Origin of the sequence: Clostridium frigoris (genome assembly GCF_018861865.1) — a bacterium.
In the GTDB taxonomy this organism is placed as follows: domain Bacteria; phylum Bacillota; class Clostridia; order Clostridiales; family Clostridiaceae; genus Clostridium_AD; species Clostridium_AD frigoris.
In genome coordinates, this window is record NZ_JAHLDV010000005.1 from 38,130 (window position 1) to 50,475 (window position 12,346).

12 protein-coding genes and 1 tRNA gene are annotated in these 12,346 nt (G+C 29.8%); 9 read left to right on the forward strand and 4 right to left on the reverse strand.

What is annotated here, in order from left to right:
* Positions 1–128: 128 nt before the first annotated feature.
* Together spoVG and purR are read right to left on the reverse strand one after the other, a co-directional pair.
* Positions 129–446 (reverse strand): septation regulator SpoVG, encoded by a 318-nt coding sequence (spoVG, locus tag KPL37_RS03705; protein ID WP_216146078.1) that lies wholly within the window; start codon positions 444–446, stop codon positions 129–131.
* Between the two features lie 103 nt (positions 447–549).
* Positions 550–1,371, reverse strand: a complete 822-nt coding sequence (gene purR / locus KPL37_RS03710) for a pur operon repressor (protein WP_216146079.1) — start codon at positions 1,369–1,371, stop codon at positions 550–552.
* Between the two features lie 294 nt (positions 1,372–1,665).
* Between purR and murC the strand changes: the two genes are divergently transcribed.
* Positions 1,666–3,045 carry a UDP-N-acetylmuramate--L-alanine ligase gene (gene murC / locus KPL37_RS03715; protein WP_216146080.1) on the forward strand — a complete coding sequence of 460 codons (1,380 nt, stop codon included), beginning with the start codon at positions 1,666–1,668 and terminating at the stop codon, positions 3,043–3,045.
* Between the two features lie 104 nt (positions 3,046–3,149).
* Here the strand turns inward: murC and KPL37_RS03720 are convergent, their stop codons facing one another.
* On the reverse strand, positions 3,150–3,506 hold the full coding sequence (locus KPL37_RS03720) for a hypothetical protein (protein ID WP_216146081.1): 357 nt from the start codon (positions 3,504–3,506) through the stop codon (positions 3,150–3,152).
* A gap of 188 nt (positions 3,507–3,694) precedes the next feature.
* Between KPL37_RS03720 and KPL37_RS03725 the strand changes: the two genes are divergently transcribed.
* From KPL37_RS03725 to KPL37_RS03755, 7 genes are all read left to right on the forward strand, one after another.
* On the forward strand, positions 3,695–4,018 hold the full coding sequence (locus tag KPL37_RS03725) for a hypothetical protein (RefSeq protein ID WP_216146082.1): 324 nt from the start codon (positions 3,695–3,697) through the stop codon (positions 4,016–4,018).
* Positions 4,019–4,270: 252 nt separating this feature from the next.
* Positions 4,271–4,346, forward strand: a tRNA-Pro gene (locus KPL37_RS03730).
* 176 nt (positions 4,347–4,522) lie between these two features.
* Positions 4,523–5,869 carry a [Fe-Fe] hydrogenase large subunit C-terminal domain-containing protein gene (locus tag KPL37_RS03735; protein ID WP_216146083.1) on the forward strand — a complete coding sequence of 449 codons (1,347 nt, stop codon included), beginning with the start codon at positions 4,523–4,525 and terminating at the stop codon, positions 5,867–5,869.
* 90 nt (positions 5,870–5,959) lie between these two features.
* Positions 5,960–6,484, forward strand: a complete 525-nt coding sequence (locus tag KPL37_RS03740; protein ID WP_216146084.1) for a phosphatase PAP2 family protein — start codon at positions 5,960–5,962, stop codon at positions 6,482–6,484.
* A 47-nt stretch (positions 6,485–6,531) separates the two neighbouring features.
* A complete protein-coding gene (locus tag KPL37_RS03745) occupies positions 6,532–7,185 on the forward strand; it encodes an HAD family hydrolase (RefSeq protein ID WP_216146085.1) in 654 nt (217 codons plus the stop codon).
* Positions 7,186–7,354: 169 nt separating this feature from the next.
* Positions 7,355–7,807, forward strand: a complete 453-nt coding sequence (locus tag KPL37_RS03750; RefSeq protein ID WP_216146086.1) for a hypothetical protein — start codon at positions 7,355–7,357, stop codon at positions 7,805–7,807.
* A 457-nt stretch (positions 7,808–8,264) separates the two neighbouring features.
* On the forward strand, positions 8,265–9,128 hold the full coding sequence (locus tag KPL37_RS03755) for a hypothetical protein (RefSeq protein WP_216146087.1): 864 nt from the start codon (positions 8,265–8,267) through the stop codon (positions 9,126–9,128).
* A 44-nt stretch (positions 9,129–9,172) separates the two neighbouring features.
* Here KPL37_RS03755 and KPL37_RS03760 read toward each other — a convergent pair whose 3' ends face one another.
* A complete protein-coding gene (locus tag KPL37_RS03760; protein WP_216146088.1) occupies positions 9,173–10,729 on the reverse strand; it encodes an ABC-F family ATP-binding cassette domain-containing protein in 1,557 nt (518 codons plus the stop codon).
* A gap of 382 nt (positions 10,730–11,111) precedes the next feature.
* Between KPL37_RS03760 and KPL37_RS03765 the strand changes: the two genes are divergently transcribed.
* On the forward strand, positions 11,112–12,290 hold the full coding sequence (locus KPL37_RS03765) for a class I SAM-dependent rRNA methyltransferase (RefSeq protein ID WP_216146089.1): 1,179 nt from the start codon (positions 11,112–11,114) through the stop codon (positions 12,288–12,290).
* The last annotated feature ends 56 nt before the right edge of the window (positions 12,291–12,346 follow it).

The following is a 12,346-nucleotide window of genomic DNA, read 5'->3' on the forward strand; positions in this document are numbered from 1 at the left end:
CATTAACTTTAATTAAAATACATTATATTATATTTTATATTATATTTTATAAAGCATTTAATTGCAACTAACCTTAAGCATTTTTCATTATTTTTCTTCAAAAAATAAAAGGGGTTTCCCCCTCTTTTTTATACTTCTAACACTTTCTCTGTTTTTTCTACTACTTTTTCCACTACCCTTACTACTTCTTCGTTTCTCACTTTTTCATATTCATCTAAAATAGCTGTTTGAATCTTCTCTCTTGTTTGAGTATTTATTGGATGAGCTATGTCCTTGAATTCTCCATCTGGTGTTTTTCTACTTGGCATAGCAATAAACAGTCCACTTTGACCCTCTATAACTTTAATATCATGAACAACGAATTCATTGTCAAAAGTTATTGATACAATCGCTTTCATTTTACCTTCTGTAGCTATTTTTCTAATTCTAACATCTGTGATTTCCATACACTCCACCTCCAAGTTGCATTATACGTTATATTTATACTATTTCTCTATAAATTGTATTTTTCCTTCTAAATCTATAAATAAATATAAAATATTTTGAATATTACGCTTTTTCAAAGATTTCTGATGGAGTTAACTCTGCAATACCTTCATTATTTATTCCTGTGAACTGAATAATTGATATGTATTCTTCTACTAATTTATGCCCGCTTTCAATATTATCGAAAAGAACTCCAATACCTAAAAGCTCACTTTCAAACTCTTTAAGCAAATTAATTATACCTATTGCAGTCCCTCCTGCCTTCATAAAGTCATCTATAAAGACACATTTACTCCCTTTTTTTATAGATTTTCTAGATAGTGACATGGTTTGAATTCTATTACTCGAACCAGAAGCATAATTTATGCTAACAGTACTCCCTTCAGTGACCTTAGGGTCCCTACGTACAATAACCAATTGAACCCCTAACATCTTTGCCACCTCATATGCCAGTGGTATCCCTTTGGTTTCCACCGTAACTACATAGTCTATATCTAACTCACTAAAAGCAGAGGCAAGAATTACTCCTGCTTTGTGTACTATTTCTGGATTATACATAATATCAGTCATATATATAAAATTTCCTGGTATTACTCTGTCCTTTTGTATTAAAACTTTGCATAATTCGTCTGCAAATATCCTACCTTCTTGCTTTGAAACTCCACAAATGTATTTTACTCCGCCAGCTGCACCAGCCACTGTTTCAATTCTTCCCATAGATAACTCACTCAAAGTTTCCCTGACAATAACAATGTCTTCACTAATTGTTGATTTAGCAGCATTAAATAATTCTGTAAAAGTTTTTAGATTTATTGTTTTATTAGGATTTTCTGTTAATATTTTTGTTATACCTGTAACTCTTTGATTTCTGCTATATTTATTCATAATATATCACCCATATTTTTATTTTACGAATTTTATCTAGTAAAATTCATAATATCATTCGTATTTTAATTGTAAATCTTTTTTATCTTTATTACAATCATTATAATCTTAATTTTAAAACGCTATTTTGTATTTTATTTAGTTTTTTATTTAGTTTTTTTTTAATTGTGTATAGTTTTTTTGTTATTTTGTATATAATTAAGAAGTGCTTATAATAATTGTTTTATATAAGCACTACTAATAAAATTTACATATACTAAATAATAATAATTTTAATTTTAGGGAGTTGATATAATGTCTTTTGATTTTATAAAAGATAAGAACAAAAAAATTCATTTCATAGGAATCGGCGGTATAAGTATGAGCGGACTCGCTGAAATACTTGTAAAAAATGGTTATAAAGTTTCAGGTTCTGATATGCATTCATCACATATAACCGATAAACTAAAAAAACAAAATGTTGAAATATATATAGGACATGATGCCTCTAACATAAAGGATGTTGATTTAGTAGTTTACACTGCTGCTATCCCTCCTGAAAATCCTGAATATATTAAAGCCACTCAACTAAACATTCCTCTAATGGATAGAGCTGAATTTTTAGGTCAAATTATGAAGGGCCATAAGTATAATGTTGCAGTAGCCGGTACACATGGTAAAACAACTTCAACTTCAATGCTTGCCCACATAATTTTAAAAGAAGATGTAGATCCTACTATATTAGTTGGAGGAGAATTAGATGCTATTTCTGGCAATGTACTAGCTGGACATAGTGACTATTTTATTACAGAAGCCTGTGAATACAAGGCATCATTCTTAAAGTTTTTTCCATATATAGGTACAATACTTGATATAGACGCAGATCATTTAGATTACTACAGAGACATAAATCATATTAAAGATACCTTTGTAAAATTTATTAATCTTATACCTAAAGAAGGTTACCTAGTTGCAAATATAGAAGATGAGAATATTAAAACTATTCTCCATGATAATGACTATAAGTGTACTATCCTTACTTATGGTCTAAATCATGGAGATCTTAGAGCAAAAGATATTATTTACAACGAATTAGGTTGCGCAAATTTTAATGTATATAAAGAAGGCTTACTATTATTTCACATAAATCTCAATGTACCAGGGGAATATAATGTTCTAAACGCACTTGCAAGTATAGGTGCTTCACTACTCCTTAATTTTTCCGAGAACTCCATTACCTCCGGACTTTCAGGTTTTAATGGTACTCATAGAAGATTTGAGTTAAAGGGAACAAAGGACGGAGTAACTGTTATCGATGATTATGCTCATCATCCTACAGAAATAAAAGCAACTTTAGGTGCTACTAAAAATTATCCACACAAAAATATTTATTGTGTATTTCAACCACATACTTATTCAAGAACATTAAGCTTATTTGAGGACTTTTCAAATTCTTTTTATGATATAGATAATCTAATACTCGCAGATATTTACGCTGCTAGAGAGAAAGATACCGGTGTTGTAAGTTCAGACACGCTTGGTGATAGAATAAGAGAAAAGAACGTAAATTGTATAAATATTCATAGCTTTAACGAAATTGTAAGTTATCTTAAATCCAATTTAAAAAAGGGAGATATTCTTATAACTATGGGGGCCGGAGACGTTGTTAATGTAGGTGAAATGTACCTAAAATAGGTTTAGCTCTTAATCAAGTTATTTCTAACAATAATTTAAAACAAAAAGGTCATAGACTTGCTAGCCTATGACCTTTTTTGATTCTTTACTAAATTTAATTTCTTTTAATTGTCTTCCTCATCATTCATTGTTAGGCTTACAAAAAAATCTTTTCTACAAACTTCCAAATATATTTTACTATAATCTATTTCAAAATTTGCCATGGACGAATAAATTCCACTATCACTTAAAAGGTGTATAGTACATATATTATTCTCATTTACATTGCAGAATCTAACAAGAATACTTTTAACCAATGGGAACTGCACTCTATAGTTTACTAATTTAGTAAAATTATTAAAATATATATTTACACATCTATACTCTACATCAATTATTAAATCAACGTTATATTTATCCTTTTGTATTTCTTTTAATTTAAAATCACTGTTTATTTTAAAATTGTTTTTTTCATAAATCATGTATCTCCTCCAATAAAAACTTGATATCAATATATTTATAATATAAATATATCATGCATTTTACAAGTTTTCTATATTAAACTACCTTACACGTTTTCACATCTATTAAAATCAGTTAATTATACTGCGTAAAAATATCAATTTTAGGTAACACTATAATAGAAAAAAACATTTTGGAGGTATATATAATGAAAAATTTTCTTGTTTCGGCTGTAGTCGATATAGTAATAATTTTCGCCTCATATTTTCTATTTGTACATGTTATAAGTGGACCAACCCGTCATAGATTATATGAAAAATTTATGAGTTCTTTTGCAAAATTTGTAATTATAATTTTTATAGCCAGTGTGCTAGTCACATCCCTTACTGCTCTAATCTTATATAAGACACAATATATAGTGTATATTAATGTTGCAGCTCCTGCATTAGTCTCTATATTGGTAGGTTTCGTTATGTCTACTGTACCTACTAGAGGCACCGGCGATAAGGAAGCTGACGCTAATAAAAAGTAATCTACACATTGCTGCTTTTCGGATGATATAATGAATTTACCATCCGAATCTCTTTCAAACATAATTAATAATAATTATGTTTGAAAATATATTCTTAAAATATATTGACATTTATACATTTATTTTATATAATAGGTATTGTATTTAACAAATGGAATTTATGTTTCACAGATTTTGTATCAAATATTTTTAATAATATTTGAAAATGCTATTGACATTTGTCCGTTTATTTTGTATAATTAACATTGTCTTCGGGGTGTAGCGCAGCTGGGAGCGCGCGTGGTTTGGGACCATGAGGTCGCAGGTTCAATCCCTGTCACCCCGACCAAAAAGAGTTGTCTAACGACAACTCTTTTTTTATACATTTTTTTATACTATTAAAATGTATAAAATAATTCATTTTTGACAAAATTAATAATGATACTCCATTTTATTGTCTTTTATCAATACTATGCTAAAATCATTACATAACTAATAACTAATAACAAATTAGGAGTGATTATTTTGAATAAAATGTATAACGAACTTTTTAAGACTCTACTTAAATCTTATAATCAAGATAATTTTGAAAATAAGGTTCATGAGTTACTATCTGAAGATAATGTTAATAAAAAAGAACTAAGTGCCATAATCTCTTCACTTTGTGGTGTTGATGTAGATTTTTCGCTTAATTACATAAAAGATTTAAAAAAGGCTATCTCTACCTATGAAATAAATCATAAAGTGGTAAATAAAATTAAAGATTGTACTATGAATTGTTTAGATAATCCTGGGAAAACACCTTGTCAAGCCTCTTGCCCTTTTGATGCTATATTAATAGATAATAAAAGCAATACTCCATACATTGATAATGATAAATGCACAGAATGTGGATTTTGCATAGAAGCCTGCCCCAGTGGTGCCTTAATGGATAAAGTAGAATTTATTCCACTTTTAAATTTATTAAAAGGAAATTCTACAGTAATAGCGGCTGTAGCACCTGCAATTACTGGTCAATTCGGAGAAAATGTTAACGTGGATAATCTTAGAACAGCTTTTAAAAAAATAGGTTTTACAGATATGGTTGAAGTTGCATTTTTTGCAGATATGCTTACAATAAAAGAAGCAGTAGAATTCGATGAGCATGTTAAAACAAAAGAAGATTTAATGCTTACCTCCTGTTGTTGTCCTATGTGGGTCGGAATGGTAAAAAGGGTGTACAATGATTTAGTTAAGTATGTATCTCCATCTGTTTCTCCTATGATTGCCTCCGGAAGAGTATTAAAGGAGTTGAACCCTAACTGCAAAGTAGTCTTTATAGGACCCTGCATTGCAAAAAAGGGTGAAGCTAAAGAAAAGGACCTTTTAGGTGATATAGATTATGTACTTACCTTCGCAGAACTTAAGGATATTTTTGAGACACTTGGTATTGACCCAGAAAAACTTGAAGAAGATGTCTCTACTGAATATGCATCTCGTGGCGGTAGACTTTATGCAAGAACTGGCGGAGTATCTATAGCCGTTGGCGAAATGATTGAGAAATTATTTCCCCAAAAATACCATTTATTAAATGCTATTCAAGGAAATGGTGTAAAAGAATGTAAGGCACTACTTACCAAAGCTCAAACAAAAGAGGTTGATGCAAACTTTATTGAAGGTATGGGGTGTGTTGGTGGTTGCGTTGGAGGACCTAAAGCTTTGATTGACTCAACTTCTGGAAGAAACAGAGTAAACAAGTTTGCAGAAGACTCAAAATTTAAAACATCCGTAGATAGTGATTGTATGAAAGATATTCTAAGTAGAATTGGAATTAATACTATTGATGATTTTAAAAATAAAGAAAAAACTAAAATATTCGGCAGAGAATTTTAAATAATATTAAAAAATATATGTATAGGTTTATTTATGATACAATATATAGTAGTAGATATAAATAATTTTTTATAACAAAGGGAGGGGTTTATGAAATCACTATTTGAGTATATAAGTGATAAAGATATTAACATACTTAGAATTATAAATAATTCTTGGAAATGTAGGTTTTTAGATATTATAATGCCATCTATGACTTATCTAGGCTCCTTCCCTTTTATGTTTATATTTTGTACTGCTACTTTTTTATTTCATATCACTTTGCTTCATGCCATGGCTATTAATGCTATGATTTCTATAACAATTAGTACTGGCATTGGTAAAATACTAAAAGTAACCGTTACTAGATTAAGGCCCTTTATAAAAATTCCAAACTTAAATATAAAAAAGATAGGTATTGATAAATACTCTTTCCCATCAGGTCATACAACTGGTGCATTTTCGTTAGCTGTAATAATAGCTTTGTATTTTCCTATTTTTGGATTTATAACTATACCCCTAGCCATATGTGTAGGCATCTCTAGGATATACATAGGAGTTCACTACCCCACAGATGTTATTATGGGCATTTTTATTGGAACCACTTGTTCTTTACTTACTTATACGTTCTTTTGAGGAATCTTAAAATTAAAATGTATTATACTTACATAAGAGGTGATTAAATGCTAACTAATATTAAAGCTGCAATTTTTGATCTAGATGGAACCCTTATTGACTCTATGTGGGTTTGGAACAAAATAGATGAGAATTATTTTAGATGTAGAAATATTACTTTACCCAAAGATTTAAAAAGCCAAATAGAACATCTTAGCTTTGATGAAACCGCAGCATATTTTAAAAGTAATTTTGGTATATTAGACACTATAGACGAAATCAAAAATGAATGGAACGATTTTGCTTATAATCAGTACCTTAACCATGTTAAACTAAAACCGGGTGTACTTGAATTCCTATCATTACTAAAAAAAATGAATATAAAAATTGGACTAGCTACAAGTAATAGTAAATCTCTATTAGAAGTTGTTCTTAAATCTAATGGCATATACCACTATTTTGATTCTATAACACTCACTGATGAAGTGTCTCGAGGCAAAAACTTTCCTGATGTGTATTTACTCGCTGCCGAGAAATTAGGTGTAAAACCTGATCAGTGTGTTGTATTTGAGGATATACTACCAGCAGTCAAAGGTGCAAAGGCTGCTGGCATGAAGGTAGTTGCAGTGTATGACTCTTCGTCTAAAGATCAAAAAGAAGATATTATTACCAATTCAGATATGTACATTCTAGAATATAACGAATTAATTACTGCAATTTAAGCCTCATGTTTATACATGAGGTTTTTTTATGAATTTTTTTGCATAGTATGGAATACTATATATTAATATACAATAGACTTTAAACTTATTATACTTAAATAGTTTAGTTTAAAACCCATTGCTATAAAACGTTTTTCATTATATAAGTAATTTACAAGGAGAGATATTATTGCTTATTTTTTTATTTTCAATTCTTTTGATATGCTTTGGTGTGTATTATTATATAATGAACCAAAAATTATCAACCCAAAAAACTCAGTTAAGGATTAGTTCTAGACAAAATAGAGATTATAAGTCAAAAATTTCAAATTTACATGATTCTGATGCACCTATAATAATAAAGTATAAACCATCTCTTTTTAGGACTGGAACTACAAAAGACAGTTGCAGCCTATATCTAAGCCCCCTTGAAAATTCTCAAATTGTCTCTACTGTAGTTAAAGATACTATCGTAGAGATTCAAGATTGTGCTGAGATTTTTAATGTTTTATGGTATGAGGTAGCTCTTAAATCTCAGACTAACATTAATAATAAAGGATGGGTAAAAAAAAACGTCCTGATTACTCTAGATGATACTGTTAATAATCATGAAGAGACTATTTATGAAAAAAGTGCTACCTAAAAAAGCAAAGGCATATATTCAAAAATATATGCCTTTTAATTAATCTTTTTTATGTGTTTTTTTATCATGTTTAGTTCCAGAATTATTCGCTTTCTTTTCTTTTTCTTGTTGACTTGCACAAGAATTATCTTTTTTTTCACCCATGACATTTATACCTCCTACATCTAAAATCTAATAACACTACCATTATAATATTATATCCAATCTACAAATTTCCAATCACACTATTTCTATCATTACTGAAGTTTTATATTTTTTAAAATGCTAATTATGTTATAATTTATAAATAAGACTAACACGCTTGTTAGAACTAAAGGGGTTTAACGACATTTCACAAGGAAAGTCTCCCACTTCTATAAGTGAGAGTAACATTCCCTAACAAATAGAAAACTTCAGTAGGAATATAAATCTCCTTCTGAAGTCGTTAATATTTCAGCTGCGAAGGAGATGATTTAATATGAGAATAATATCCGAAAATAACCTATGTATAAATAGACCATATATAAATTTAAAGAAATTGCCAATAAAAAGTTCACTTAGAGTTGGTGAAATTACTACAGCTGGCTTTAAAGGTACTTATATAATAAATCAACATACACAAGACTTATCTACTAATGAGAATTACATGCTACAATTTAATAACGGAATCCAGAAAATGACACTTGATACTCAGCTACTGAATGAACTTTTATTAGTTGAAGTCAATTATTCATCTAAGAACAGTAATAAATCTGCTAAATTCAAGGTTTACTTTGTTTTAGATAATATAAAATATTCCTTACCGTTTAGCCAATTCCAGGACATTTATGAGAATTGCATGAATATCTTAACTAGAGACCTTGATGGTAAAGAGGAATTAACTTATATAAAAGAAAGCTTCAGTGATCTACAAAATGATAAACTCCCAGTAGATATAGACTTAAATTTAGAAAGATTACAAGAATTTAAAGATAAGGTAAACTACAAAAGAAATATATATTATTTTGTTATAAATAACATAGCTTCAAATACTTCAAAGTACGATATTAACGCTAAACCTAAAGAAATATTAATAAGTAATACTTTAATAGTTCTAAGATATAACGTTTCTACAAGATTATATATCATACTAGAACCTACTGATAAAACAACTAAAATAAAATTAAATGAAACTGATATTATTTGTAACCTTGGCGAAGCTAATTTTCCTACAGTTAGCATATGCACGAGTTATGGACTCGGAAAATTATTAGATGTTAAAAATAATGTTATTCCAAATACCAATACATTATCATTATTTGCAAATATTTTAGACCTAGGATTAAATGTTTTAGATAATTAGACGTAAAAAGAGCTAGAAATTATTCTAGCTCTTTTTATGTTTAATTATACAATTTTAGTCGTCCACTCTTCACAATCCCATACATCTGTTACCACGTCTTGATAAAATTCCGGCTCATGACAAACTAGAAGTATGCTTCCATTATATTCCCTTAGGGCTCTCTTTAACTCATCTTTAGCATCTACATCTAAATGATTGGTAGGCTCATCTAAAATTAGTATATTAGTTTCCCTGTTTAGAAGTTTAGCAAGTCTTACCTTTGCTTGTTCTCCACCACTAAGCACCGTAACTTTACTTTCAATATGTTTTGTAGTAAGTCCACACTTAGCAAGTGCAGATCTTACCTGACCTTGAGTGAAGCTAGGAAATTCCTGCCAAAATTCTTCAATACAATTATTTCGATTAACTCCCTTTATTTCTTGTTCATAGTATCCTATATATTGATAATCTCCAAGGTTTGTCTTACCCGAAATAGCTTTGATATCACCCATAAGACTCTTTAATAATGTTGTTTTTCCAACACCATTAGCACCAGTAAGCGCTATTTTTTGTCCTCTTTCCATATACAAATCTAACGGCTTAGATAATGGGGTATCATAACCAGTAACTAATTCCTTAGTTTTAAATATTATTTTCCCTGAAGCTCTTGCAGTTTTAAAGTTAAACTGTGGTTTTGGTTTATCTTGCACAATTTCCATTCTATCTATTTTATCTAATTTCTTTTGTCTTGATTTTGCCATTCCACTAGTAGAAGCTCTTGCTTTATTTTTAGCAACAAAAACCTCAAGTCTAGTAATTTCCTTTTGTTGCCTTTCATAATCTGATTCCATCTGTAGCTTCTTAGCCTCATGAACTCTCAAAAATTCATCATATGAACCTATATACCTTGTTAATTTTTTATTCTCTACATGATATATTATATTGATTGCACCATCTAAAAATTCAACATCATGTGATATTAATATAAATGCCTTATCATAATTTTGAAGATATCTCTTAAGCCACTCTACGTGTTGCTCATCTAAAAAGTTGGTAGGTTCATCAAGGAGTAGAACATCTGGCGCTTCTAGTAGAAGCTTTGCAAGGAGCACTTTCGTCCTTTGTCCTCCACTTAATTCTGCAACATCATTATCAAGCCCCACATCTTTAAGACCAACGCCTGCTGCTACCTCATCTATCTTAGAATCAATACCGTAAAATCCGTTATTATCAAGTTGATCTTGAATTATACCCATTCTATCTAATAATTTTTCTAATTCTTCAGGTGACGCCTCTGCCATCTTTTCTGTTACGCTAATCATTTCCTCTTCTAAGTCAAAGAGATATTTAAAAGCATCCCTTAAAACATCCCTAATACTCTTGCCTTTTTCCAAAACAGTATGCTGATCCATATACCCAACTCTGACGTTATTCGACCATTCAACATCACCTTCATCCGGCATAAGCTTTCCGGTAATAATGTGCATAAACGTTGATTTGCCTTCCCCATTTGCTCCTATAAGCGCTATGTGTTCTCCTTTAAGCAATCTAAAAGACACATCCTCAAATATTACTCTGTCGCCAAAACCATGGCTCATGTTTTTAACTACTAATATACTCATTTGTATTTCTCCTTACTTTAGTATGATTTTATATATTTATTTTTTACATTTGTATTTTTTACATTTGTATTTTTACATTTGTAATTATTTGCTTATTTATATTAATTTGATGTTATATATCAATTTTCGACTAAAAAATAGTCCATTATTTACATAATTATCTTTATTTCAATTATATATATAAAAATGGCACATACATAAGTGTAATTTATAATTGACCTTATGTCAAAACAAATTTTTATATTTTATATTACAAATTAATTCTGTGTGTTATACTACTATAGATAAATAACTTGATAATTATAATTAAAACTATAAAAACATATGAGACATAATATATTTATATATTATGTCTCCCTAAAAAGCACAGGAGGAATTTAGAATGGCTTGTAAATTTTACTTATATAAAGGAAGAGGTAGAAATTCAGAAAATGGACATCTTTGGATATATGCTAATGAAATCGAAAAATTTGATGGTGAATATGAAAATGGAGATATAGTCGAAATCTATAATTTTAGAAATGAGTTTATAGGAAAAGGTTATATAAATGATGTTTCTAAAATTGCCATAAGAATAATGACAAGAGATATTCACGAAGAAATAGATGAGGAGTTTTTCAGAAAGAGGCTTCACGCTGCATGGGCATATAGAAAAACAGTTATAGATACTTCTAGCTGTAGATTTTTGTTTGGAGAAGCAGATTTTGTACCGGGCATGATAATAGACAAATATGAGGACTATTATGTTATTCAATCCTTAGCTCTTGGAATAGATAAATATAAATCTATAGTTGTTAAGCTATTAACAAATGAATATGGTGCAAAGGGTGTATATGAGCGAAGTGATGCTAAAGTACGTGAGCTCGAGGGAATGGAGCAAACAAAAGGATTTTTAACGAAGCCATTTGATACCACTATAGAAATCATTGAAAACGGAGTTAAATATGACGTTGACATTGAAAATGGTCAAAAGACTGGATTTTTCTTAGATCAAAAGGAAAACAGGGCAGCTATTCAAAGATTATGTAAAGGTGCTGATGTTTTGGATTGTTTTACTCATACAGGATCATTTGCACTTAATGCAGGTATAGCCGGAGCTAAAAGTGTACTTGGTGTAGATATATCTGAATATGCCGTAGAATTTTCAAGAAAGAATGCAGAGCTTAATAATCTTTCCGGTATCGTTAAGTTCGAATGCCACAATGCCTTTGATGTATTAAGAGAATGGTCAAGAGAAGAAAAAAGACAATATGATGTCGTAATACTAGACCCACCAGCTTTTACAAAATCACGTTCTACTGTAGATGGCGCAACAAGGGGCTACAAAGAAATTAACCTACGTGGTATGAAATTGGTTAAACCAGGTGGATATCTTGTAACTTGCTCTTGCTCTCACTTTATGAAACCTGATATGTTTGCAGATACTATCGCTGATGCAGCTCTAGATGCTAAAAGGACACTTAGACAAGTAGAGTTCAGAACTCAAGCAGCAGATCATCCAATACTTTGGAATTCTGATGAATCCTACTACTTAAAGTTCTACATATTCCAAGTGGTATAAATTAAAAGGAGTATATTTTACTACAAATGCTTGTTCAAATGCATTTTACGTAATAT

What these genes read in the sequence shown, in the direction of transcription:
- KPL37_RS03755 (WP_216146087.1), top strand. Translation starts at nt 8,265, where the DNA reads ATGAGAATAATATCCGAAAATAACCTATGTATAAATAGACCATATATA.
- KPL37_RS03760 (WP_216146088.1), bottom strand. Translation starts at nt 10,729, where the DNA reads ATGAGTATATTAGTAGTTAAAAACATGAGCCATGGTTTTGGCGACAGA.
- KPL37_RS03745 (WP_216146085.1), top strand. Translation starts at nt 6,532, where the DNA reads ATGCTAACTAATATTAAAGCTGCAATTTTTGATCTAGATGGAACCCTT.
- purR (WP_216146079.1), bottom strand. Translation starts at nt 1,371, where the DNA reads ATGAATAAATATAGCAGAAATCAAAGAGTTACAGGTATAACAAAAATA.
- murC (WP_216146080.1), top strand. Translation starts at nt 1,666, where the DNA reads ATGTCTTTTGATTTTATAAAAGATAAGAACAAAAAAATTCATTTCATA.
- KPL37_RS03740 (WP_216146084.1), top strand. Translation starts at nt 5,960, where the DNA reads ATGAAATCACTATTTGAGTATATAAGTGATAAAGATATTAACATACTT.
- KPL37_RS03720 (WP_216146081.1), bottom strand. Translation starts at nt 3,506, where the DNA reads ATGATTTATGAAAAAAACAATTTTAAAATAAACAGTGATTTTAAATTA.
- KPL37_RS03725 (WP_216146082.1), top strand. Translation starts at nt 3,695, where the DNA reads ATGAAAAATTTTCTTGTTTCGGCTGTAGTCGATATAGTAATAATTTTC.
- KPL37_RS03765 (WP_216146089.1), top strand. Translation starts at nt 11,112, where the DNA reads ATGGCTTGTAAATTTTACTTATATAAAGGAAGAGGTAGAAATTCAGAA.
- spoVG (WP_216146078.1), bottom strand. Translation starts at nt 446, where the DNA reads ATGGAAATCACAGATGTTAGAATTAGAAAAATAGCTACAGAAGGTAAA.